Raw genomic sequence first — 22,837 nt, 5'->3', positions numbered from 1 at the left:
AAAGCGCGTGAGCGAGGGATCTGGTCAACCGGCTAAATCACTCGCTCACGCGTCGGGTTGCGATAAATCGCACCTGCGAAGCTCTTAGCGACGCAGCGCCATATCGACCAAACTCTGCAACCCGCTGCTGGTCCGCTGGCGAACTTGGACCCGGTCGCCGGGGCGCAACGCATAATCGCTAGACGGATCGATTTGGCCGCCTTCGCCAAACTGAACATCCATGCGGATGCCGGAGATCGATTCCGGCGATGGTCGGTAAACCGTCGCATCGACGCGACCGAATTTCTTGAGCACACCGGTTTGATTCAACAATTCGCTGACAAACACGCTGCGTTGCCCGCTGGGCAGCGGCAGTACTCGAATGGGTTGCTCATCGCCGGCGACTTGCAACACCACGGCATTCTGAGCCTTGGCCTGGCGAATTCGCTGGTAGGCCTCCATCGTCATCGAACCGTCGCTGGAAATTGTTTCTGCCGGCAGCGTGCCATCGGCGGTTTGATAGCCCGACGCCTGCTTGGCGGCTCCCGGCGAGAGCAGTCCCGGCGCCGGTGCCAGCAGGTCTAATTTCGACATTGCCGGCAACTCCATTGACGCACAACCGACACCGGAGATCACCAGGCAGCCGATGATCAGGCTGATTTGCCACGCTTGCCGGCAAGAGCCCGCTGGGATGGCGACAGAGTCCACTGGCGATCGGTGCGACATTCGGTGCGGCGAGGTGCAATCGAGTTCGGACATAGCCGCAGGGCTCCGGGGGGGACAGGGCACGGTGAGGGTACGAGAAGGAGGCTTAGAGAAGGTTTTCGGTCGATGTGGTCGCGAACTTGAGGAATCTGTCGTTTTTCACTCAAGAAACTTTGGCTGCGATTTACTTCTTTCGCCCTAGCGATTGGCTTTGTATAGTCTTGAACCCTCTCGCGCTGAAAACACGCGCTGCGAGAGCGCACTGAGACAGAATCGAATCAACGAACAACCGGCTGAGGAGCCCCGCGTCACGAATGCGGGGGCAATGTGCAATGGCACGACAATGTGAAGTTTGCGGCAAAAAAGTCCAAATGGGAAACCGCATCGAAACTCGTGGTAAGGCGAAATACCTTGGCGGTGTCGGTACAAAAATCACCGGCATCACCCGCCGCAAGTTTGTTCCCAACCTGCAAAAAGTCCACGTGACGACCCCAGAGGGCGACAACAAATCGATGCGAGTATGCGTTCAGTGCATCCGCAGCGGAGCCATTCGCAAGACGGTCAAGATCAAGCCGTTTGACGTCAGCGGCGCCAAGTAGCTCGATCATGGCGCTTTCCGCAGACGACGTTCGCAAGCTCGCGCTGCTAGCGCGGCTGGAAATCTCCGACGACGAAGTGGGGCAATTACTGCCCCAACTCGAGAGTATTCTCGTCTTCGTGGCCCAGCTTTCAAAGCTCGACACTGAAAACGTCGAACCGATGACCACTGCGCTGGACGTCGACAATCGCTGGCGCGCCGACACCCCCGCCACTGGCCTGGACCGGGAAGCCGCGCTGACGAACGCCCCCGCGGCCGACGAGGAATGCTTTCGCGTCCCTGCCGTGCTGGGCTAGGGCCGCAGAAACGATCAGTGTCGTAGCTGATCCCGCCAGGGTTCAGTCGGCCTGAACCCTGGCGGGCCCAGCTACGGGAAACACCGCCAATGAATGCCACAGCGATCCGTTAGCCGCTCTGGGCATAGGATCAATAAAAGCTGTAGCTGGAATTATTGGCATCGAAGTCGGCGTCGGTCAGGCCGACGTTCAGCTTCAGATTCAAGTAATTGTACTCTTCAATCACCTGCAGCTTGGTATCTGACTGCTCCGGCCAATCATAAGCGATGTAGCGAATCGGCAGATTCAGTTCATCATCCATGTAGATCTTGGCTTGATAGAACTCCAACTCAGGACGCTTGGTGGGCTGGGTCACCGTCAATAGCGTGCAGGGCCGATTGTTGATTTTGACGCCAGGTCGCAACTCGGCCTGGACATCGTCCAATTGCTTGGCTTGCTCGCCGCGCTCGATGAGTTTGACCAACAGATTCTGCAAACCGATCTCGGTCATCGGATAGCGCTGGCCGCGCATTGCCAACGTCCCGTTGGGCGGTAGATTCACCGTGGGCAAGAATTTGCCGCGAAAACCACCCTCGTGCGCGATCAGATTTCCGTCATTCCGCCCCTCAACATACAACACCTCGCGGCCTTTGATCGATGCCGGTTTGACGAATCCCAGGTAAACGCTCAGCGGCTGAATGACCTGGTCACCATCTAACTTGCGACAGCGAATCTTGGCGGTCATGTATTCGTGCGGCCCCAGCACGTCGCCCACTCGCTCACGTTTAATCAACAATGCGGTGTAGTCGGTCACAGATTCTTTGCAGTGAGCCAGACTGCGACGCGCCCGCTGCAATGCGTCATCCAGTGGCGAAAGCGGTTCGTTGGCTGGCGGTGCAATGCTAGGTGCATTGGCAACTCGATGCACCGGTTCCACCAAATGGGGCGGTTTGGCAAACGACTGGTCCGCGGCAGAAAGCGCGGCAAGCGAGCCCAGCAGGGCAAAAAATTGACGGCGTTGCATTCCGATGGCTTCCTTGCGTACGTCGGACGACCAAAACCAATGGCCTTGTCACGTCCTATCGCCGCTGTCGCTACATAAAGATGAGAAGATCCACAGGCAGGGAATCAACCCGAGCAACCGTTACACCACCTCGCCAGTGACGTGATCATCGTAACTGATCTAATTTAAGGGTGGTTACATCGCCCACATCGACACACTAACACTGCTGGACGCTCCTTGTTAACGGATTTGCCTCTTAAAATGCTAGAGGAATTCGAATGGAGCTCAAGTTTCCAGGCGTCATCACCGAGGCTGCCAAGCGACATTCGCCTGGCGCCCACCGTCCCGTTGAGCGTGGGCTTGCGCGGACCGAGGAAAATTGGGACAATGGCATCCCCACATTTGTCGCGATGCCAGCATGAACTGGCCCGAGATTTCAACATTTGAAGCTGCGCTGACGCGCCAGGCAAGGGTTTTCCTAACCCGACGCGTCAGTTTTGAAGCCAGCGCTTTTGCGTGGGGCATTGGTTTTTGGTAACCCGAAGCGTCAGCGAGGGATCCCGTTAACACCCATACATCCATCCCTCGCTCACGCGTCGGGTTGTGATGAAAAGCGCAACTTCAAACCACGTTAGCCAGGGATTGCAATCAAACGCAAAATCCCTGGCTAACCGAGCGATTGATTTAATCAGCCGACACGCGTCGGGTTGCGACAAGAACGCCCTTCTAAAAAAATCCATCCCCTGCTCGCACAACACGTCTATGACCGGTCGCCCGAATCCACACGCCGCCCCGCTTCCCGAGCCATCGACCACGCCGGAAACCGGCTGGCACTGCGGCCACTTTTTCTATCGCTTTCGTCGCGAAGCGATGGCAACGCCATTGAACGATCAATGCATCAAACAGTTCCTGCAGGCACTCGCGCCGTCGGAATCTGAAATGCCCGAACGTTTGTCGACTTATTGGATCAGCGGGCATGAGGTTGATTTTGCGGTGATGGTGATGGATCCCGATCCCGCCAAAGTCGACGCGATTCACCAGTCGATCATGGCGCCACCATTGGGCCAATTCATTGAAGGCGTCTGGTCATTCGTCTCGCTCAGCGAAGTCAGTGAGTACGTGCCCACGATCGAGCGATATCGCGAGCGGCTGATCGCCGAGGGTAGCGAACCGGACTCCGACGAACTCAACGCCAAAGTCGCGGCTTATGAGCGACGCTTGCCGATGATGAACGAGCAACGACTACGACCGCAGATCCCCGATTCACCCTCGGCCTGCTTCTACCCGATGAACAAAAGTCGTGTTCCCGGTGCCAACTGGTTCACCGAAACGTTCAGCCACCGCAACGAGATGATGGCCGAACACGCCCAAAGCGGAATGGCTTTCGCCGGCAAGGTTTCCCAACTGATCACCGTCGGTGTAGGACTGGATGACTGGGAGTGGATGGTCACGCTATGGGGGCGTAACCCCGAGTACCTGAAAGAGATCGTGTACAAGATGCGATTCGATCTCGCCAGCGCCAAATACGCTGAATTCGGACCGTTCTATGTCGGCTATCGCGCAACCGCCGACGAAATCTTGAACCACTGCAAGGTAGGATCTGCGACGTAGACGATTCGACGTCGCCCCGCTTAGGTCAAACGCTCGTATGCTTCACGGTACTTGGCGGCCGTTTGCTGAATGATCCCATCGGGCAACACCGGCGGATCGCTCTGCTTGTCCCAACCGCACTGGGACAACCATTCGCGGACAAACTGTTTGTCGAATGACGGCTGAGCGGCGCCGGGCGCGTAGGCCGCTGCGTCCCAAAACCGTGACGAATCCGGCGTCAGAACCTCGTCGATCAAAACCAGTTCGTCGTCGACCAAGCCGAATTCGAATTTGGTGTCGGCAATGATGATCCCACGTGACTGAGCGTGCCGGGCCGCCCGCGAATAGATGTCCAGCGTCAGATCACGCAACCGCAGCGCCAGTTCACTCCCCAAATCGGCGATCATGCGGTCGATCGAGACGTTCTCGTCATGCCCCTGCTCGGCTTTGGTCGCCGGGGTGAAGATCGGTTCGGGCAAACGATCACATTGCCGAAGCCCAGTGGGCAGCGGGTTCCCACAAACTTGGCCGGTGTCCTGGTACTCCCGCCAGCCACTGCCCTCCAGGTAGCCACGAACGACACATTCAAAGGGCACCACCTGTGCCTTTTCGACAACCATCACACGCCCTTGCAGCGACTGGACGTCAAAGCGCTGGGCCAGCGACGGTGGAACATCGGTCGATTTCAGATGGTGTCGCACCCCCAGGTGATCGAACCAAAACGCACTCATCTGCGTCAGCAGCCGTCCTTTTTCGGGGATACCACTAGGCAAAATAAAGTCAAACGCACTGATCCGATCGGTGCTAACGACCAACAATGCGTCGTCCAGTTCGTACAGGTCACGCACCTTGCCGCTCTTTCGTGGCAACGGCAAATCGGTGCGCAGCAGCGCGCCGGCGGCATCAAATTGATACAGCGATTCCGCAGGATTTTGGTCAGTCTTTGTCACAGTGATCCTTGATGAAAAGGTTTGAAAATCAACACCTCTGCCGCAGTCCCTGGACTGCGCAAGAGATCGGCCGCACACGCTACAAAACCGGCACCGTTTCCACCCGGCTTGGGTTAGATTCTTGACAATCCTACAGCGGCCCACAACCAGCCCCTGAGCCGTGGTCGCGGACGGACCGCCGACACAGTAAACTAGCCGCGTTGAATTCATGGCGCTGCTCACAACTCGCACCCTTGCTTGCCCCCACTACGGATTGTCTGGCCCGAACTCATGGGGCAATTTCACTTCGCCGTCCCATCCGATTCGACTCAGCTGTTGAAACAAACGCTGTGGAAAGATGCCTACATCTGTGGCATCGAGGGCGTTCCGTGGGAATGTAACAACACCGTTTCCAAAGGTGTGCTGTCGATCACACGCCCGGTCGAAACCTCGGGCAAACTGTTCCTGACCTGTCCGACCAAGGGACTGGGTTACCGCACGCTGTCGACCTGTTCGCTGATGCCGGGTAGCGACCCCTACCCATTGTTTTTGGAACTGGCGCGTGGCAGTTGTTTCCGAGCTCGCATTCAATCCAGCAATTGGAAACGCGCCGGACTGTCACTTGGTGACCGGTTCGACGAATTGTTGGAGCGGGGGACATCGCAGTTCCTGGACGCGACCGAATCCAAATCGGATTTAGAGGAATGTTCGCGCTGTGCCATGCTGGCGATCGCGACGCTCGAACAAGCGATCGCGGATCTGGGGGAATCGTTTGCGGTGCAATCGATTGCCTATCGCAAACAGCGCGAACCGCAACTCGGCACACTGCTCGCCTGTAGCGTGGTGCCGCCGGCGCCGACCCGATCGGCGCTGAGCAATCGATTCGAAAAAGCATTCAACTCGGCCGCCGTCCGCCTCAGTTGGGGCAGCATCGAATCGGAGGCCGGCCGGTTTGACTTTGACACCTGCGACCGCTCGATCCATTGGTGTTCTGAACGTGGGATTCGCGTCATCGGCGGACCTCTGATTGATTTTCGCAAGCAATTGATGCCGCCCTGGCTGTATTTGATCGAAGATAATTTCGATTCGCTGGTTCAATCGGTGACCCAGTACACACAGCGAGTCGTCGATCGGTACCGCGGATCGATTCATTTGTGGAACTGCGCCACCGGCCTGAACACGCTCGGACCGGTTCGGCTGGATGACGAACAAGTGATGCGGCTGGCGGTGGCGGTTCTGCAAACGGTGCGTCGCGCCGACCCGAACACGCCGGCGATCATTTCGTTTGACCAGCCATTCGGTGAATACCTCGCCAAACACCGCGACGGGATTTCCCCCTTGCACTTTGCCGATGCGCTCGCCCGCAGCGGACTGGGGATGGCCGGTGTCGGCCTGGATGTGCGTTTGAACTACGACAGCAACTGCACGCTACCGCGATCGGCAGTGGACTTTGGTCAAATGATCGACCGCTGGGCAACGTTGGGGATGCCAATGCTGGTACAGCTGACGATCCCTGGCGGCTGTGGCCCGGACGAAAAATCGATGTTGAACCCAGCGACTTTGGTGGCGGGATCCAACAAACAAGAACTGTCCGCCAACCAGCTGCGCATCGCAGGTCCGATCGTGCGCACGCTGCTGGCAAAACACATGGTTCATGGAATCGTGTGGGATGGCTGGGCGGACAATGAACCGCATGTGCAAAGCCATTCCGGAGTGATCGATTCGGTGGGTGTGGCGCGGCCGATGTTGGACTACTTTGAACGTCTTCGACAAGAACTTTTAACCTGAGATGATGATCATGAAAGGGACATGTGCTTGCTGGTCACGATTGGTTTGTCTGACCCTATCGATCTGTGCTGCGACGGCCTGCGCCACGACGGTGGCGGTTGGCCAACCGGCTGACGATTCGATCACTCCGATCGGCAAAGTCGAATTGGTTCAGGACGGGTTTGCATTCACCGAAGGCCCGGCATGGGAACCGCAGTCCAAACGCTTGTTCTTCACCGACATTCCCAATACCGCCATTCACCAATTAGCCAGCGACGGAACGGTCACCACGTTCAGCGCCGATTCGAAACACAACAATGGACTGGTCGTCACCGGCGATGGCAAATTATTGGGCTGTCAAATGGATGGCCAAGTCGTCCAGTACGATTTGGAAACGGCGACCGCGACCGTGCTGGCATCCCAATTCGAAGGCAAACGATTCAACGCCCCGAATGATTTGACGGTCGATTCCCAAGGCGGAATCTATTTCACCGACCCCTTGTTCCGAGCTCCCACGCCGCTGCCGCAATCGGCTCAGGCGGTCTATTACATCGCCCCCGGCGGCGATGTCAGCCGGGTCAGCACGGACCTGCCGGCGCCCAATGGAATCGGATTGTCGCCCGACGGCAAACGATTGTATGTCTGCCCCAGCAAGCAGGCGGAAATGCTGGTCTATGACGTCACTGCACCTGGCAAACTATCGCCGCCCCGGACGTTCTGTACGCTGCAACAACCCGCCGGATCCAGCGACACCGGGGCTGATGGAATCGCACTGGACGTTCACGGCAATCTCTACATCACCACCCACATCGGCGTGCAAATCTATTCGCCCCAAGGCAAACAGCGCGGCGTCGTTTCCTTCCCCGAGCAACCGGCAAATGTCTGCTTTGGCGGCGATGACTGGCAAACAATGTACGTGACCGCACGCACCGGTTTGTACCGCGTCAAAATGCCGATTCCCGGGTTGCATTAGCCACCGCGTCGATCCTCACCGCCGGGCCGTTTGAAGTCGCGATTTCATCACAACCCGACCTCTGGGTTTTGAAGTTGCGTTGCTATCCCAACCCGAAGCGTGAGCGAGGGATTTAGGGTGTTGACGGGATCCCTCGCTGACGCGTCGGGTTACCCAAAACCAATGCCTCGCTCAAACACACCACTTCAAAATTTCTGACCAGCTCCCTCTGCCAAGATCGAAACCATGCTCACCCGTCCATTTGATCCCGACCATCTGGCCAAAAGTGTTTACGCCGTCCCCCCGCTCGCCCGCGACGCAGACGGCGAAGTTTGTCGGGTCGAAAACGAAAAAATCATTCGCTACTTGGAATCCGGCGGGATCCGATCGATTTTGTATGGCGGCAACGCCGTGTTCTATCACATGCGGTTGAGTGAATTCGCGGGCACACTGGAAATGCTAAGCGAGCTGGCTGCTGACGACACCACAATCGTTCCCGCCATCGGCCCGGCTTATGGCTTGGCCGTCGACCAAGTCGATATCCTGCGAGAACTTCCGTACTCCACCGCAATGCTGTTGCCTTCGCGAGACATCGTCGATCAACAGGGAATCGCCAGCGGCCTGCGCCGACTGGCCGAACGGTTGGGCAAGCCGCTGGTGTTGTATTTGAAATTCGATCGCTGGCTGGATCCAAAACTCGTCGAATCGTTGGAACGTGACGGCGTGATTTCATGGATCAAATACGCTGTGGTACTCGACGACCCGTCCAAGGACGACTACCTGGACGAACTGCGCGACGTCTTTCCAACCTCGCGGATGGTCAGCGGCATCGGCGAACAACCGGCGATCGTTCACCTGCGAGATTTTGGCATCACCGGGTTCACCAGCGGATGTGTCTGTGTGGCGCCGGCTCGCAGCATGGAAATGCTGCACGCGATTCAGTCCGGGGACTACGAGACCGCCGAGTCGATTCGCCAATGGTTCCTGCCGCTGGAGGACCTGCGCAACGAATACAGTCCCATTCGAGTGCTGCATCACGCCGTCGCCGAAGCCGGCATCGCCGCCACGGGGCCGCTGCTGCCAATGCTCAGCGATCTAGACGAACCGATCTTGGCCAAGATCCGATCCGCCGTCAAAATGCTGACCTAATCCCCCTGGGACGCAACGTAGGCGAAGGTTTACCTGACACGGTTGCTTTCCGTTTTTTCCGAGCGTGCCATTGGATCGATTGGATCTCCCTAGGCGCTCACTAGTTTACGGCCATCGGATTTGACTTGCACAACGTTGGTTGCCACCGACGCACTGCCGAATTGAGCGGCCAGGTGCTTGGCAGTGGCTTGGTCGGGGCACCAAGCGAATACTCCGGGCCCCCAACTACTTTGGCCGACGCCCGCGGCACCGGCGGCTTGCAGTTTCGCGACGAGTTCGCTGACGACGCGGCCGTTGTAGGGGCCGCCCTGAGCCGCGGCAAAGAGCATTCCACTGGCGTGGTTATAGCGCCCGACCGCTGCGGTGAAGGCGTCGAAATCACCCTGTTCTGCTGCGGGCAAGAGCTGGTCGGTGAGCACCTGTTGCAACTGCTCGCGCGGCGGATCTGGCGAGGCCGCGAGTCGAGCAAATTTGCGCCGTTCCACCGCGCCGGAAACGGTTGCGTCGTTGTCACGCGGACGTAACACAACAATTCGCCAGGCGGAAGGAAGCTGTATCCGCCGACGGACCGGATTTAACCGCGGTGACTGTGCCTGGGCAGCTTCGTAGATCAGTCCGCCGGCAAAGTAGCCGTGGACTCCGACGGCAGAACGCTTGCCACGGTCGGCGATCTGACAGGCCAATGTTTCAGTCGGCAGGTCTTGTCCGATCAGCCGCGCCAGACCTTCGGCGATCGCCAGCGAAAGCTGAGTCCCGCTGCCCAGCCCGCTGTGTGCCGGCGCGGATTGCAACATTTGAATCGTGACAGGCGGCAGTGATTCGATGCCGATCCAACGTCGCAATCGGTCTGCGATCGGAGCGGCGCGGCGAGCGATCCGAGGATCGATCGAGTCGACATCGTGCAGCGCGAGTTCGATGCAAGTCGCCGGTTGGTCGATCATCACACCGAGCCCACCGAACGGAGCGGTGGTGTCAAGCAAACCGAAGTGCAATCGTGCGCCGGTTTCGATTCGAATTTGCCGGGGCGTCGCCGTCACTGCGATTCACCCGCATCGGTCGGCGGAGGCGTCGATGGCGCGGCGGCCTGGCTGCGACAGTTGATCTGGTCGACCAGCGCGTCAAACGCGCGGCGTTCGCTCTCGCCAGCGGTCTTGTCGATCAGCGGACGCAGGGATTGCAGTTGCGATTGAATTTCATCGCTGGAGATCAAGTGCGTGCGTGTCGCCAAAATCGCAGCTTCGATCACGGCGTGTTTGCCGCGGTTGAATCCAAAGAACGGATCTTGAATGCCTGACGAGACGACGCGGCATTGCATTTCAAATCGCGGTGGGGTTTGCGTGATCGCGGTGATCTGCAAGCAGAACCAACGATGGCAACGCAACATGATTGCCCAGTTGCGATCAGCCGTCAGGCGAACAAGATCGGCCGGGTCGCCGAGTCGACCGATCGCTGCGGCGGCAAACAGTTCCACATCGTCGCTGACATGGACCGTCGCTCGGCGGGTTGCCTGCAAGTTCGCGAAGGTGCGTGAACCCTGGAACGGGCGAAGCACAAATCCGGGGTCGCCACCGTCGGGGCCTGACAGGGCGATCGGATTGGTCAGCACGGGCCCCATCGGCGCCAGATTGACGCGGTGCTGCGGATCAACGGTCGTCACGAGCGATTCCAGAATCACGAGGGGCAGGTCGCTAAGGAGGCAAAATTTTGGATCACTTGGTCACCCGACTCGCAGAGCACCGATTCGGGATGGAATTGCACGCCAAACACCGGCCGCGTTCGATGGCGTAGGCCCATGATCACGCCGTCGTCGGTACTGGACGCGGTGATCCGCAACGAGCCCGGGAAATCATCGCGAGAGACGACCAGCGAGTGATAGCGGCCGACGTCCATCGGGTTGGGACAGTCGCGGAACAGGCCATCGCCGTTGTGCTGAATCGGGCTGGACATGCCATGACGGGGTTCGGATTGCACAATTCCACCCCCAAACGCCGCCCCAATCGCTTGGTGCCCCAAACAGACGCCCAAGATCGGCAGGTCCGCCGGTGCCCGGCGAATCAGATCGATGCAACAACCTGCGTCGGCCGGTCCGTGAGGGCCCGGCGAGAGCACGATTGCCTGGGGAAAAAGCCCCAACGCCTGGTCGGCGGTCACCTGGTTACTGCGGATCACGCGCGTTTCGACGCCCGTACGGCGAAAATAACGCGCCAAGTTGTGAACAAAGGAGTCCTGGTTGTCCAACAGCAGAATCATGCCATTGCACCCTTGCGGTCAGGTGCAGGCGAGCGATAATCCCCGGCAAAACATTGACATTCGACTCTCATTTTACCTCAAGGTAGCTGATCATGGCATTGGTTCCTCTTCGCGTTGTGCTCGACCACGCCGCAGAAAACGATTACGGCGTTGCAGCATTTAACGTCAACAATATGGAACAGATCCAGGCGATCATGGAAGCCGCCGAAGAGACGGATTCGCCGGTTATCATCCAAGCCTCACGCGGAGCACGCTCTTACACTCAAGACGCTTACCTGCGTCACTTGATGGTTGCGGCAACGGAATTGTATCCCCACATTCCAATTGTCATGCACCAAGATCATGGCAACAGCCCCGAGACTTGCCAATCGGCAATCGAAAACGGCTTCACCAGCGTGATGATGGACGGATCGCTGAAAGAAGACGGCAAGACCCCCGCCGATTACGAGTACAACGCTCGTGTGACCAAGAAAGTCGTCGAGATGGCTCACGCCCAAGGCGTCAGCGTCGAAGGCGAACTCGGCTGCCTCGGTTCGCTTGAAAGCGGCGAAGGCGAACAGGAAGACGGCCACGGAGCCGTCGGTGAACTGACGCACGACCAATTGTTAACCGACCCGGATGAAGCCGCACAGTTCGTTGCCGAAACCGGCGTCGACGCCTTGGCCGTTGCCATCGGTACCAGCCACGGTGCCTATAAATTCACCAAGAAACCGACCGGCGAAGTCTTGGCGATGTCGCGGATCGAAGCCATTCACGCCAAATTGCCGAACACCCACCTGGTGATGCACGGCAGCAGCAGCGTGCCACAAGAACTGCAGGACATCATCAACCAGTTCGGCGGCAAGATGAAGCAAACCTACGGCGTGCCGGTCGAAGAGATCCAGCGCGGTATCAAGAGCGGTGTTCGCAAGATCAACGTCGACACCGACTGCCGCATGGCGATCACCGGTGCAATCCGCAAAGTACTGCAGGAAGATCCATCGGCATTCGATCCACGTGCCTACCTAAAACCCGCTCGCACCGCGATGAAAGACGTTTGCGTCGCTCGCATGACCGCGTTTGGCCAAGCCGGCAACGGATCGAAACTAGCTGCCAAGCTGTAAGCTAGCGAGTCAAACCAAACCATCCACGTTGAAACCAGCGTGGATGGCAGGGTAACCGCCAGGTTTCACCTGGCCATTTCAGTCGCCGCCGATGACGGATCCGCCGTCGGAGCTTTTGGGTTTGTGCGTGACTCGCGTGGTGGTTGGCTTGCGACTGGTTCGCCGCGAGGTCACTGCGGACCGCGTTTCGGGCCGCGAGTGTTTGCCGCTCGAGCGTTTCGCTGACGTTCGCCGTTTGGTTCCCTTGGTCGCTTTCGACCGCGCCTTTCGCTCTTCGCCTTCGGCCTGCACTTCGTCGCGACTGTGTTCGATAGCCAATTTCAGCCGCTGAACTTCTTCTCGCGTTAGTTGGCGATAGGCACCGATGGGAACATCACCCAATCGCAGCGGACCGATCGCGATCCGACGCAGCACTTGAACCTTGTGCCCCATGCTGGCCAGGATACGGCGAATCTCGCGGTTTTTGCCTTCGCGAAGTGTGATTTCAAGGTCCGTCGCACGGCCTCGCGTTTTCAAAATTTTGGCGCCTTCGACGCGAACAAATCCATCGGAAATGTAGATTCCTTTGCGCATCGTTCGCATCGTTTCGCCATCAATTTTGCCGGCCACCGTGACGCGATAGACTTTGCGGACGCCGAAACGAGGATGCGACAATTGCTGTGCCAAATCGCCGTCGTTGGTCAACAACATCAGCCCCTGACTGCTCTGATCGAGCCGGCCGACGGGAAAGACGCGTTCGCTATTGGGGACCAAGTCGATGACACGCTGGCGTCCGCGCGGGTCGGCGTTGGTGCTTAGGTATCCGGTCGGTTTGTTGACCGCGTAATAGACCAGTTTCTGTGGGCGCAACGGGACGCCGTCGACGCGAACCTTGCTGGCCTTGGGGTCAACCGTCACACCGAGTTCGCTGATCACCTTGCCATCGACCTCGACACGGCCTTCTTCGATCATCGATTCGCATTGGCGGCGACTACCAAATCCAGCGGCTGCCAACAGTCGTTGCAATCGCTGTGGCCGATCGCGAGTCGTGCGGGTGGAGTCTGCTGTGGCAGTTGCTCGAGCGCGGGTGGATGACTTGCGGGCGGGGCGTTTGGCCGCCGCGGGTTGCTGCACGCCCGTTTTGTCTGACGACTTCTCGCTGCCAGCAGATTCACTGCGTGCCGAGGACTTCTTTTTCTTCGCCGAACGCTTCGTGTTCTTTCCAGCAGGCTTTCCGCCGGCAGCCTTGTGGCCGCCAGATTTTTTCGAAGACGAATTTTGATAAGAGCGACGCGGCATGATCGTTGGTTGGTGCAGTGGAGGTCTTTAACCAGACCCCACAAGTTACCAGACGCAACCGATTGCGATAGTGAAGAATCGCATTCGCCGGGGCGAATCGTGGTTTCGCTCGATCCAGAGCCGGATGTTCAGCTGTCGGTTGAAAGCGATTCGCTCGACAGGGACTCAGACTCACTCGTCACCGACTTGGATTCCGATCCATTCTGGCTTTCGGCAATCCGCGTGGCTTCGCGGACCACAGCGATCGCCGATTGGATTTCGATCGGCGAGAACCAGCGGACGTTTCCGGTGTACTTGCTTTCCACGCGGTTTTTGGCTGCCAGGGTTTCCCAGGACAGTTTGTCCATCAGGTTCCAAGCCGCTGCTTGTGCAGTGTTCTGTGCGACTTGCCCGTTACCAAGTGCAGTGCACAGGACGTGAACGCGGTCGTCTTGGGTGACCACATCAAGTGGGACGATCTTGTATGCCATCTTCGGTGTTGGGTCTTGTTTGCCATGTTCCAGGCAGACCGTGGTCACGGCGATTTTTTGTTCGCGTTGGGGAGCGATTCTCATGAATCCGCCCATGCCACCGCCCATTCCGCCACCCATTCCACCGCCCATTCCGCCGCCCATGCCACCACCCATTCCGCCGCCCATGGCTTGACCGCCACCGCCGCCACCCATTCCACCGCCCATGCCGCCACCCATTCCACCGCCCATGCCGCCACCGCCCATGCCACCGCCAAACTGGCGATTGATCGGGACGCCGGCAAATTTAGCAGGCAGTTGCAGGGTCATCGGTTGGTCGGTCAGGTTACGCAGCAGCACATTGGCTTTGGTCGTATTGAGGGCGATGAATTTGGCCTCGACCTTGCCGGCGTCGATTGCGCTGAACAATTCGGCTTGAACCGAATCGTTGGCCGCTGGGGCATCCGCCGATGCGAATCCCGCCGAAAGTGCGATGGCACAGCTGCAAACGCCGGCGAACACGCGTCGCGAAAGAGTGGACAGTGCTGGAGAATTGGTGCGATTGGACACGATCAGATTCCTTGTGCGATTTTGGGCCTGCCGAAGATGAGACTGGCATTCGGTTCAGGCCGTTGAAATGGGGATACTGTTGTCACCAAACCAATCTGGCGCCGGTGAAGGCGTCAGATCAGCGGTGATAAAACCGGGCCAGAGGATCTAGGCTTTTGGATTCGCGGCCCGAACCTCCCCAGGGGATGATCGCAAATCGGTCCTCTTGCCACCTTCAGCATAGTTCGGCGGAAAGGCAGAACCAAGTAGAAACGCATTCAGGAAATGGCGGGAATCCTGGAAAACGATAAAATTGGCAGAAGCGTTTCAAACGGGCGCTGTTGCCGGCCTGCGCCGGCGTCCTTTTGAAGGTTCGTTTGCATAGAACGTTTTTTTTCGATCGCAAAGGCAGGTTTATTCGGGGCAGCGATGGGGTTTTGAGGCGTCATCGACTGCATAGGCTTCGATTTCGAACGGATTTTCCATGTAACCGTCACGCCCCCGCAAATACAACCAAACCGACCACCCCAAATAAAGCGGAATAAAAAACAGGCCCCAGCGTGCGTATTGTCGGACGTGGACATGTTCGTGACGCCGCGTTTGATCGAGCGCGATCGCGTCTTGACCGAACACCGCGTGGCCCAATGTCAACGCCAAGGCCGACACAGGCAGCCGGCGCAGAACCCAGGCGACCATCGGACCATGCATTTCGACGACCCCTTCGACAATTCGAAACCTGGCAAACAGCAGCAAGCCGATGCCGACAGCCAGCGCCGTGTTGGGGGCTGCCCACAGGTAACGAAGAGTTTGCATCACAATCTAATTCCCAGTGGCTGCCGCTCGGTTTTTCCCTCGGCATGCCATTTAGGATAAATAATAGATCGGCAAATCGCGACTTCGATCTCTTCACTCTTCCACGGGGCGGGCGTCCAGCTTCGCTCACGGCTCAACAGGGTGGGTTTGCAGGGTGGGTGGAAAACCGTGTGGCGAAGATTTTGATTCGGGTTGCGGTCTCTTTACGCCAACGGCGTTAGACACACCTAGCCTAGGGTCAGGTCTTGTGAGCGCAGCGAGCAAACCGCCACCCTAGGTTGCGAACCGGGAACACGCGCTGCTCTGTGAGATTCTGCGGGATTCGGCGGCTTTGCCGCCGAATCCCGCCGGGGAAAACGGTTGCATGATCACCCGGGTTCCTGCCGAACCTGCCTCCAGCAGCTTCGGCAGTGACCCCGGGCTAAGCTATTGAACGCCGTTGGCGTAGAGATGGGATCGAGGGAATGTGACTCTCCCAAAGGGTGGCACGCGAAGCCGGACGACCTCCAAGCGTGTGCCGCCTGGATTCAAAAAGATTGAGCGAGGGATCGGTTCCCACTCACACCCAAGATCCTTCGCTCGCGCATCGGGTTGTGATTAGAACGCTGCGGTTAAAAAAAACGGCTCAGTTCCCCGCAATTGCGAGAGACTGAGCCGCGTTTGAAACCAAATTCGCAAGCGTCTGACCGCGTCGATTCACTCCCACAGTGAACTTTCCGAAGCCATTCGTCCTGTTCGTCCGCGTCGAGTCTTAACAGCAGACTCTCACCGGTAACTGGGAACATCGGCCCAATGCCGCATCTTAATGAGCTCGAAAGCGTTTCAGTCGGTTGGATTGCTCCGCGCCGACCTGGCTTGCTGCCGGTCAACGAAATTGGGTTGAGTTTGGCGGCTGGCTGAAATCCACCGTCTCTGGTGTGCAAACGTCAATTTGTCGCACGCCAATGCCTGGTGAATTCCTGTCCACAGAGGGGAGACGCGGAATCTTTTACACCAGCGTTACATCGAAACGTCTGAATCGAGACAGACAGCCAGCCGGAAATCCGTAAACTTCTGCAACTTGAACGGCAAACGAGGGCCGCTCAACTCATTGACAGCTCTGACCATAGGAATCGTCGCGATGGCGAATGTAGTAGAGACTCCACGGAAATCACGTCGAAAACCACCTGCCGATGCTAGCAACCTGGAGTTGCCGCTGTCACCGGCAGCCGAATCAGAGTTGCAGCAGGACGGCTCGGGCGACGCGCCCCAAGCGGTTGTTAGCAAGCAACGCACCCCGGATCCGCTTGATGCCACCAAAGCCGAACGCAAACGCGCGTCCAACTTGTCTTGGTGGGCGATCGGTTGGTTGGGCATGGCACACGCGGTGGTTTTGATCGCCGCACCGATGACGTTCTCTTGGCCCGGTCTGGTGGTGATGCTGGTGCTGCACTGGTTGACCGGCAGTATCGGAATCTGCCTGGGCTATCACCGTCTGCTGACTCACTCGGGCATGAAAACCAAGACCTGGTTCAAATACGTTCTGGCGGGCGTCGGATCACTGGCTGGTGAAGGAACGCCGTTGGACTGGGTGGCCGATCACCGCAAACACCACAAACACAGCGACCAAGAAGGCGACCCCCATTCGCCTCACGACGGCGGTTGGTGGAGCCACATTTTCTGGTTGGCCTATCACACGCACAATGGCGACCGCAAAGCGTACCTACAGCGCTGGGCACCTGACTTGTACAAGTTGCCTGGAATGCGATTCATGGACTACATGTTTTTGCCAATTCACATTGCCAGCGGTTTCATCTTGTTTGGCGCGGGTTACTACTTCGGTGGTAGCGAACTTGCCCTGTCGCTGTTGGTGTGGGGGCTGTTTGTCCGCTTGGTGTTGGTGCTGCATGCGACCTGGATGGTCAACAGCGCGTCGCACATTTGGGGATACAAAAACTACGAGACGACCGATGACAGCCGCAACAACTGGCTGGTAGCGATCGTTGCCTATGGCGAAGGCTGGCACAACAACCACCACGCTCACCCGCGGATGGCCCGGCACGGTCACAAGTGGTGGGAATTCGACATCACCTGGCAAGCGATTCGTCTGTTCCGTGCGATGGGATTGGTCTGGGACGTTGTCGATTACCGCAACGCCGCCGAAAAGAAGGCCAACGAAAAGTCTCTCGAAAAAGCCAGCGACAACTCGACCGCGGCCTGATTCGACAATCCACACCAGGCACGCGTGACAATTACCCCAGGCCGTATCGCTTAGAGCTGCGAATACGGCCTGGCTTGTAAAATGTGCAGGTCAATCTTGCTGACCGTGCCCTGGTATTTCTCGACAGCCTTAAGGACTTGCCAGTCCGGGTGGGCACGGAAGGTGTCCCAGGCTTTGCGGCGGGCTTCGTCATTTTCATAGACGGTCAGGTAAGTCAAATTCGGCGTCTGCGGCCCGACAACGGCTTGCCCAATCAAGATCGGGGTGATCCCACTCTTGAGAAAGATGGGCACCTCGCCGTTATTAAACATGTCCACCTTCAATCCGCCCAACCGCTCGTTGGCGCTTTCATACAATCGCAATTCGTAGACTCGGTCCGGATTGTCGAGCGCGCCCTGGGGGACGTTCAATTCCGGCATGCAATCCATCGCCACCAGCAACTCACTGCTAATGCGCTCAAAGGGCGGATTCTCAGGGCCTCGGTCCAGATACGGCTTGGCCGCAGATTGGTACGTCGCATCGGCCTGCACCGCTTGATGGACCTTGACCAAGTCGCCTGCAGATTTTAGCGGGATCACCACGATCACTCGGGCCTGGTCCAGGGTGTCATTCTCTGCCGGGGTGAAAACGCCGACCGGTCCCACGTCTTGCCGCTGTAGCGCGGGCACAAGAGCCTGGCCCAGATACTGATCGACGGCCTCGAAATCGCCGTTGTCGCCCAACAGATAGGTTCGGATCTCGTAGAACTGTTTGGATTCAGAATTGCTGGCCGCTGTCGCGGCGTCAGCAGCGGTTGTGGACGCGGATGTCAGGGCGAGCATCGCCAGGGACAGCAGCGTGAAAAAAAATGATTGGGTCATCCCAAAGGGCTCCATTGCAGTGGGCCAGAAAACTGGCGGGGTTGAGGCGGTTACCTGACACGCATCATAATCCCCACGGGGGACTGCGCAGCAACACTCTGATACTCTCGCGTGGTTGCCGGCAGCACTTGTTTCAATTTCTCACACCAGCGTTTGGCTACCCGATGATGGACTTCAATTTCTTAGCGACTGCGGGCTTGATGGCGCTAGCGGAAACAGCCGAGCTGGCCGAGGCTGGAACCGAAGCTGCCGGCCAGCTCTCGCACGACAGCCTGTTTTCACTGGGCGGAATGATGACTCTGGCGATGCTGGTGTTGTTACAGGCGGTGCTGGGGTTTGACAACTTGCTGTACATCTCGATCGAGAGCAAGCGTGTCGAAGAGTCCAAGCAATCGATGGTGCGAAAATGGGGAATCGGTTTGGCAATCGTGTTTCGGATCGTCCTGCTGTTTGTCGTGGTGCATGTGATCAAATTGTTGGAAGAGCCCTTCTTGAATTTCATTTCCAAGCCCTTGGAGATGCACGTTTCCGGTCACAGCTTGATCGTGATCGGCGGTGGAGCCTTTATTTTGTGGACGGCGGTCAAAGAGATTTACCACATGCTGTCGGTGCATGAACTGGGCGAGGATGGGCCTGCCGACCAAGCCAAGAACTCCGCCGGCAAAGCGATCGGATTGATCGTGGTGATGAATTTAGTGTTTTCGTTTGATTCCATTTTGAGCGCGATGGCATTGACCGATTCGTTCGAGGTGATGGCCGCTGCGATCATTATCAGTGGATTGCTGATGATTTGGTTGGCCGATCGCGTCGCCGATTTTTTGAAAAAGAACCGAATGTACGAAGTGCTCGGACTGTTCATCCTGTTCATCGTGGGCGTGATGTTGGTCAGCGAGGGGGGGCATTTGGCCGAGGTCCAATTGTTCGGCTACCATGTGACGCCGATGGCCAAGTCGACCTTCTATTTTGTGCTGCTGGTGCTGATCGTGGTGGACGTCGTCCAAGGGCGCTACCAGAAAAAGCTACTGGCCGAACAAGAGCGTTTGCATTTGGCCGACAAGGCGCGGGCATAGCGACAGAGCGAGCGGCGTAGCCCGACCCGGATTCGTTCAAATTCTGGTCACAGAATGGGTCGATCAGCGGGTCGCTGATGTACACTGTGATTCATCCGCTGCGGCCCTGCGGCATCCAATTCTGTCTCCATTAGGTCTGCTGATATGCTTCGATTTCAACTCGCCGTGGGCTGCGCCCTGCTGATTGCTCAACTGGGATGTGGTGCCCAGGAAACTGCCGAGGATTCCCCGTCGGCGGCCGATCAGACGACCGCCGCGGCGGAGACCAAACCGGATCAGGCGTCACCCAATCAAGGAAGTGGAATGTTGCGTCACGCCGTGTTTTTCTCATTCAAAAAATCTTCCAGCGAGTCCGACATTCAGGGCGTCGTGGATGCCTTTGCTGCCTTGCCCGAAAAAATTGATTCGATCATCGGGTTCCAACACGGGGTCAACAACAGTCCCGAGGGGCTTGATGACGGATTCACCCATTGCTTTTTGTTGACGTTCGCCGATGAAGCAGGGCGGGCGGAGTATTTGCCGCATCCGGCGCACAAAGCGTTTGGCGATGTCTTGCGCCCGCACATGAAATCCGTTTTTGTCGTCGATTATTGGGGTGACCCCAAGCAGCCCAAGGTCGAAAAACCGTTGCAGCACGCGGTGTTCTTTCAGTTCAAGGAAGATGCCGATCCGGCACAGGTTCAAAAAGTCGAACAGGCGTTTGCCGCATTGCCCAGCAAGATCGACACGATTCGCGCGTTTGAATGGGGGATCAATAACAGCCCAGAAAAACACGACGCCGGATTCACCCATTGTTTCTTGGTCACCTTTGACAGTGAAGCGGGCCGCCAAGCCTATCTGCCGCACCCGGCCCACCAGGCGTTTGTCGATGTTCTCAAACCGGTGCTAGAAAAAGTACGCGTGTTGGATTTTTGGGCTTCGTCGCCCTGACCTGCATCCCGCTTATCACAACCTAGGTGATCCGCTACGTTGGGCGTGAAGCTTCGTTACACGACTCAAGTAGATTGAAAATGCTGTATGCAGTGATCATGGCTGGCGGAAGTGGAACCCGGTTTTGGCCGGCAAGTCGCAAGCTGCAGCCCAAACAGTTGTTGTCCCTGTCGGGATCGCGGACCATGATCCAGGCCACCAGTGATCGGCTCGCCGAACTGGTCCCGGTCGAAAATCAGTTGGTCATCACCAATCAGATTTTGGTGGCCCCGATCGCTCAGCAATTGCCGAATCATCCGCCGGCCAACCTGGTCGGCGAACCGGCCAAACGTGACACCGCGCCTTGCATCGGATTGGCAGCGGCGCTGGTGCATCATCAAGATCCCGATGCGGTGATGGCAGTGATGCCCTCGGATCATGTGATCGGCACCGATCAGCAGTTTTGCCAAGCCATCGAGGCGGCACACCAGTTGGTGCTGCAGGATCCCACTCGAATCGTGACCTTTGGCATCAAACCGACCTACCCGGCGGAATCATTTGGATACATCCAGCGCGGCGCCCCGCTGCCGGCGGGCAATGACTCTGGGCAGACGGGGCCTGGCCAGACCGATTCGGTCAACGCCTATGCCGTCGCACAGTTCAAGGAAAAACCGGATCAAACGACGGCGCAGCACTATTTAGAGTCGGGCGATTTCTATTGGAACAGTGGCATCTTTCTGTGGCGCGCGTCGACGATTCTGGAAGCCTTGAAAACCAACCAGCCACAGATGTACGCGCATATCGAAACCATCGCCAATGCGATCGGCCGGCCCGACTACCAGGATGTCTTGGAACGCGAGTTTTCGGCCATCGAAGGCACATCGATCGACTATGCGGTGATGGAATCCTATCCCAACGTCGCGGTGATCGAAGCACCGTTTGAGTGGGATGATGTTGGCAGTTGGCAATCGCTGGGTCGGTTGCACGAATCCGATTCCAACGGCAACACGGTGGTCGGCAAACACATCGGAATCGACACCACAGGCTCGATCATCTTCGGCGATCCACAGCACACGATTGTGACGATCGATATTGATGATTTGATTGTGGTGCAAACCAAAGACGCCACGCTGGTGGCGCCCAAGTCATCGGAAGAACGCGTGCGCGAAGCCGTCAAACGCATTCAAGAAAGCGGCAGCACCGACTGCTTGTAGCGTTTTCGCCACCGGCGTTGAGCGGGCTGTACCGCCGCCCCGTGGTGCCGTGGTGTGACGGCAACACTGCACCGCCAAGGAGTGGGTGGACAAGCGAATTGGCCGAGGAATCTTGCTGAATTTTACGGTTTCAGCGGCGGCAATTGCCCGACAGACAACAGGTTTTCGAGCTAGGTTTCCCACATCGGGAGACCAATTGTTCGTTCAATCTACAGCAAGTTGTCATGTTTCTTTTCAATCGCCCAGCCGGACGGCTACGCCGCCGAAATCGATCGAGCCAGCGCAAAGGTGTGGCGACCGTCGAGTTCGCGATCTGCTTGCCGGCATTGATCGCACTGACGATCGGAACCATCGACCTGTGTTCGATGTTGTTTCTAAAAGAATCCATTGCGCTAGCGGCCTACGAGGGCGCACGCCGCGGAGTCGGACGCGACCAAACCAACGCCGACGTGGTTGCACGTGTGCAAGAGTTTCTGGATGACCGAAACATTCGCTACACCGGCAACCCCTGTGCATTCGGATCACCCGATTTCGTCACTGCCGACACGCTGGAAAACGTCACGACGACGGTCACAGTTCCCTGTGATGGAAACCTGTTGATCCCATCGGCAATGTTTTCCGGCATCAATCTTTCGGCCGAAGTGACGATGCGGAAAGAATTCCGCAATCTGGATGTCAACTGATCGGACCGCTTTCTAATCGCATTGAAACAACACTCCCATGCAACGAATAAACAAACGCAATCGGCGGACCACGGATCGGCGACTGAAACGCGGGGACGGCCTGGCGCGACGTGGTGCAGCCGCCGTTGAATTCGCGATCTGTGCCAATGTCTTTTTCGTTTTGATTTTCACCTGCATGGAATTTGCACGGATGAACATGATTCGCAACCTGGCACAGGATGCCGCCTACTTTGCCGCCCGGCATGCGATGGTGCCCGGTGCCACCGAGGACGAAGCCGTTGCGGTGGCCGACGATGTAATGGGCATGGTTGTTTCCAACGGCTATCAGGTAGAGGTCGGAGAACTGGGCGATGACATTCCAGAGGTGGAAGTGACGATCACCGTCAACTTTGACGAAATCGCTTTGTTTGCACCGATGTTCTTGCCCAATGCAACCATCCAATCTGTGGCTCGAATGCGCACCGAACGTTACGACGGTTATTACCAACAATAACCCCTAGCCGAATTCTCTT

The 22,837-nt window shown here is 57.6% G+C and carries 23 protein-coding genes; 13 read left to right on the top strand and 10 right to left on the bottom strand.

Going from position 1 to position 22,837, the window contains the following annotated elements:
- Positions 1-84 precede the first annotated feature (84 nt).
- On the bottom strand, positions 85-573 hold the full coding sequence (locus NHH03_RS13665) for a hypothetical protein (protein ID WP_253156962.1): 489 nt from the start codon (positions 571-573) through the stop codon (positions 85-87).
- A 443-nt stretch (positions 574-1,016) separates the two neighbouring features.
- Between NHH03_RS13665 and rpmB the strand changes: the two genes are divergently transcribed.
- Positions 1,017-1,283, top strand: coding sequence for a 50S ribosomal protein L28 (gene rpmB, locus NHH03_RS13660; RefSeq protein ID WP_253156961.1), 267 nt, complete (start codon positions 1,017-1,019; stop codon positions 1,281-1,283).
- A 7-nt stretch (positions 1,284-1,290) separates the two neighbouring features.
- Positions 1,291-1,578 (top strand): Asp-tRNA(Asn)/Glu-tRNA(Gln) amidotransferase subunit GatC, encoded by a 288-nt coding sequence (gene gatC, locus NHH03_RS13655; RefSeq protein ID WP_253156960.1) that lies wholly within the window; start codon positions 1,291-1,293, stop codon positions 1,576-1,578.
- A gap of 130 nt (positions 1,579-1,708) precedes the next feature.
- Here gatC and NHH03_RS13650 read toward each other — a convergent pair whose 3' ends face one another.
- Positions 1,709-2,581: a DUF1571 domain-containing protein gene (locus NHH03_RS13650; RefSeq protein WP_253156959.1), complete on the bottom strand. Its 873-nt coding sequence runs from the start codon at positions 2,579-2,581 to the stop codon at positions 1,709-1,711.
- Positions 2,582-3,322: 741 nt separating this feature from the next.
- On the opposite strand from NHH03_RS13650, the gene hemQ reads away from it, so the two are divergent.
- Positions 3,323-4,171: a hydrogen peroxide-dependent heme synthase gene (gene hemQ, locus NHH03_RS13645; protein ID WP_253156958.1), complete on the top strand. Its 849-nt coding sequence runs from the start codon at positions 3,323-3,325 to the stop codon at positions 4,169-4,171.
- 20 nt (positions 4,172-4,191) lie between these two features.
- On the opposite strand, the gene NHH03_RS13640 is transcribed toward hemQ, so the two are convergent.
- A complete protein-coding gene (locus tag NHH03_RS13640) occupies positions 4,192-5,100 on the bottom strand; it encodes a phosphoribosylaminoimidazolesuccinocarboxamide synthase (protein WP_253156957.1) in 909 nt (302 codons plus the stop codon).
- A 270-nt stretch (positions 5,101-5,370) separates the two neighbouring features.
- Between NHH03_RS13640 and NHH03_RS13635 the strand changes: the two genes are divergently transcribed.
- The 3 genes from NHH03_RS13635 (at position 5,371) to NHH03_RS13625 (ending at position 8,947) form a co-directional block, all read left to right on the top strand.
- Positions 5,371-6,867, top strand: a complete 1,497-nt coding sequence (locus tag NHH03_RS13635) for an endo-1,4-beta-xylanase (RefSeq protein ID WP_253156956.1) — start codon at positions 5,371-5,373, stop codon at positions 6,865-6,867.
- A 10-nt stretch (positions 6,868-6,877) separates the two neighbouring features.
- Positions 6,878-7,819 carry an SMP-30/gluconolactonase/LRE family protein gene (locus NHH03_RS13630; protein ID WP_253156955.1) on the top strand — a complete coding sequence of 314 codons (942 nt, stop codon included), beginning with the start codon at positions 6,878-6,880 and terminating at the stop codon, positions 7,817-7,819.
- Positions 7,820-8,044: 225 nt separating this feature from the next.
- Entirely contained in the window at positions 8,045-8,947 is a 903-nt protein-coding gene (locus NHH03_RS13625) for a dihydrodipicolinate synthase family protein (RefSeq protein ID WP_253156953.1), read from the top strand.
- Positions 8,948-9,036: 89 nt separating this feature from the next.
- Here the strand turns inward: NHH03_RS13625 and NHH03_RS13620 are convergent, their stop codons facing one another.
- The 3 genes from NHH03_RS13620 to NHH03_RS13610 are packed head-to-tail and all read right to left on the bottom strand — an operon-like array spanning position 9,037 to position 11,197.
- Positions 9,037-9,984, bottom strand: a complete 948-nt coding sequence (locus NHH03_RS13620; RefSeq protein WP_253156951.1) for a GHMP family kinase ATP-binding protein — start codon at positions 9,982-9,984, stop codon at positions 9,037-9,039.
- Entirely contained in the window at positions 9,981-10,604 is a 624-nt protein-coding gene (locus NHH03_RS13615) for a DUF447 domain-containing protein (protein ID WP_253156950.1), read from the bottom strand. The genes NHH03_RS13620 and NHH03_RS13615 overlap by 4 nt, the downstream gene beginning before the upstream one ends.
- A gap of 14 nt (positions 10,605-10,618) precedes the next feature.
- Positions 10,619-11,197, bottom strand: a complete 579-nt coding sequence (locus NHH03_RS13610) for an anthranilate synthase component II (RefSeq protein WP_253156949.1) — start codon at positions 11,195-11,197, stop codon at positions 10,619-10,621.
- Positions 11,198-11,289: 92 nt separating this feature from the next.
- Here NHH03_RS13610 and fba point away from each other — a divergent pair, with 92 nt between their 5' ends.
- On the top strand, positions 11,290-12,300 hold the full coding sequence (gene fba, locus NHH03_RS13605) for a class II fructose-bisphosphate aldolase (protein ID WP_253156948.1): 1,011 nt from the start codon (positions 11,290-11,292) through the stop codon (positions 12,298-12,300).
- 78 nt (positions 12,301-12,378) lie between these two features.
- On the opposite strand, the gene NHH03_RS13600 is transcribed toward fba, so the two are convergent.
- From NHH03_RS13600 to NHH03_RS13590, 3 genes are all read right to left on the bottom strand, one after another.
- The gene (locus tag NHH03_RS13600; protein WP_253156947.1) at positions 12,379-13,578 is read right to left on the bottom strand and encodes a pseudouridine synthase; all 1,200 of its coding nucleotides are present in this window, start codon (positions 13,576-13,578) and stop codon (positions 12,379-12,381) included.
- 128 nt (positions 13,579-13,706) lie between these two features.
- Complete coding sequence (locus NHH03_RS13595) at positions 13,707-14,597, bottom strand: hypothetical protein (RefSeq protein ID WP_253156946.1); 891 nt, start codon at positions 14,595-14,597, stop codon at positions 13,707-13,709.
- Positions 14,598-14,990: 393 nt separating this feature from the next.
- On the bottom strand, positions 14,991-15,389 hold the full coding sequence (locus tag NHH03_RS13590; RefSeq protein ID WP_253156945.1) for a hypothetical protein: 399 nt from the start codon (positions 15,387-15,389) through the stop codon (positions 14,991-14,993).
- 1,120 nt (positions 15,390-16,509) lie between these two features.
- Between NHH03_RS13590 and NHH03_RS13585 the strand changes: the two genes are divergently transcribed.
- Positions 16,510-17,589: an acyl-CoA desaturase gene (locus NHH03_RS13585; protein WP_253156944.1), complete on the top strand. Its 1,080-nt coding sequence runs from the start codon at positions 16,510-16,512 to the stop codon at positions 17,587-17,589.
- A 50-nt stretch (positions 17,590-17,639) separates the two neighbouring features.
- On the opposite strand, the gene NHH03_RS13580 is transcribed toward NHH03_RS13585, so the two are convergent.
- Positions 17,640-18,449, bottom strand: a complete 810-nt coding sequence (locus NHH03_RS13580) for an NIPSNAP family protein (RefSeq protein WP_253156943.1) — start codon at positions 18,447-18,449, stop codon at positions 17,640-17,642.
- Between the two features lie 164 nt (positions 18,450-18,613).
- Between NHH03_RS13580 and NHH03_RS13575 the strand changes: the two genes are divergently transcribed.
- From NHH03_RS13575 to NHH03_RS13555, 5 genes are all read left to right on the top strand, one after another.
- Entirely contained in the window at positions 18,614-19,519 is a 906-nt protein-coding gene (locus NHH03_RS13575; RefSeq protein ID WP_253156942.1) for a TerC family protein, read from the top strand.
- Between the two features lie 144 nt (positions 19,520-19,663).
- Positions 19,664-20,449, top strand: a complete 786-nt coding sequence (locus NHH03_RS13570) for a Dabb family protein (RefSeq protein ID WP_253156940.1) — start codon at positions 19,664-19,666, stop codon at positions 20,447-20,449.
- 80 nt (positions 20,450-20,529) lie between these two features.
- Complete coding sequence (locus tag NHH03_RS13565) at positions 20,530-21,642, top strand: mannose-1-phosphate guanylyltransferase (RefSeq protein ID WP_253156938.1); 1,113 nt, start codon at positions 20,530-20,532, stop codon at positions 21,640-21,642.
- A 224-nt stretch (positions 21,643-21,866) separates the two neighbouring features.
- On the top strand, positions 21,867-22,325 hold the full coding sequence (locus NHH03_RS13560; RefSeq protein ID WP_253156937.1) for a TadE family protein: 459 nt from the start codon (positions 21,867-21,869) through the stop codon (positions 22,323-22,325).
- 37 nt (positions 22,326-22,362) lie between these two features.
- Positions 22,363-22,818, top strand: coding sequence for a TadE/TadG family type IV pilus assembly protein (locus NHH03_RS13555; RefSeq protein WP_253156936.1), 456 nt, complete (start codon positions 22,363-22,365; stop codon positions 22,816-22,818).
- Positions 22,819-22,837 lie beyond the last annotated feature (19 nt).

It is taken from the genome of Stieleria tagensis (assembly GCF_024129865.1).
Classification (GTDB): domain Bacteria; phylum Planctomycetota; class Planctomycetia; order Pirellulales; family Pirellulaceae; genus Stieleria; species Stieleria tagensis.
The sequence above is the reverse complement of the archived record's forward strand: the minus strand, read 5'-3'. Positions and strand labels throughout refer to the sequence as shown.

Bases quoted from the DNA above. Each gene is read 5' to 3' on its own strand.
- NHH03_RS13665 (WP_253156962.1), bottom strand. From the start codon at position 573: ATGTCGAAATTAGACCTGCTGGCACCGGCGCCGGGACTGCTCTCGCCG.
- rpmB (WP_253156961.1), top strand. From the start codon at position 1,017: ATGGCACGACAATGTGAAGTTTGCGGCAAAAAAGTCCAAATGGGAAAC.
- gatC (WP_253156960.1), top strand. From the start codon at position 1,291: ATGGCGCTTTCCGCAGACGACGTTCGCAAGCTCGCGCTGCTAGCGCGG.
- NHH03_RS13650 (WP_253156959.1), bottom strand. From the start codon at position 2,581: ATGCAACGCCGTCAATTTTTTGCCCTGCTGGGCTCGCTTGCCGCGCTT.
- hemQ (WP_253156958.1), top strand. From the start codon at position 3,323: ATGACCGGTCGCCCGAATCCACACGCCGCCCCGCTTCCCGAGCCATCG.
- NHH03_RS13635 (WP_253156956.1), top strand. From the start codon at position 5,371: ATGGGGCAATTTCACTTCGCCGTCCCATCCGATTCGACTCAGCTGTTG.
- NHH03_RS13630 (WP_253156955.1), top strand. From the start codon at position 6,878: ATGAAAGGGACATGTGCTTGCTGGTCACGATTGGTTTGTCTGACCCTA.
- NHH03_RS13625 (WP_253156953.1), top strand. From the start codon at position 8,045: ATGCTCACCCGTCCATTTGATCCCGACCATCTGGCCAAAAGTGTTTAC.
- NHH03_RS13610 (WP_253156949.1), bottom strand. From the start codon at position 11,197: ATGATTCTGCTGTTGGACAACCAGGACTCCTTTGTTCACAACTTGGCG.
- fba (WP_253156948.1), top strand. From the start codon at position 11,290: ATGGCATTGGTTCCTCTTCGCGTTGTGCTCGACCACGCCGCAGAAAAC.
- NHH03_RS13600 (WP_253156947.1), bottom strand. From the start codon at position 13,578: ATGCCGCGTCGCTCTTATCAAAATTCGTCTTCGAAAAAATCTGGCGGC.
- NHH03_RS13590 (WP_253156945.1), bottom strand. From the start codon at position 15,389: ATGCAAACTCTTCGTTACCTGTGGGCAGCCCCCAACACGGCGCTGGCT.
- NHH03_RS13585 (WP_253156944.1), top strand. From the start codon at position 16,510: ATGGCGAATGTAGTAGAGACTCCACGGAAATCACGTCGAAAACCACCT.
- NHH03_RS13580 (WP_253156943.1), bottom strand. From the start codon at position 18,449: ATGACCCAATCATTTTTTTTCACGCTGCTGTCCCTGGCGATGCTCGCC.
- NHH03_RS13575 (WP_253156942.1), top strand. From the start codon at position 18,614: ATGATGGACTTCAATTTCTTAGCGACTGCGGGCTTGATGGCGCTAGCG.
- NHH03_RS13570 (WP_253156940.1), top strand. From the start codon at position 19,664: ATGCTTCGATTTCAACTCGCCGTGGGCTGCGCCCTGCTGATTGCTCAA.
- NHH03_RS13565 (WP_253156938.1), top strand. From the start codon at position 20,530: ATGCTGTATGCAGTGATCATGGCTGGCGGAAGTGGAACCCGGTTTTGG.
- NHH03_RS13560 (WP_253156937.1), top strand. From the start codon at position 21,867: ATGTTTCTTTTCAATCGCCCAGCCGGACGGCTACGCCGCCGAAATCGA.
- NHH03_RS13555 (WP_253156936.1), top strand. From the start codon at position 22,363: ATGCAACGAATAAACAAACGCAATCGGCGGACCACGGATCGGCGACTG.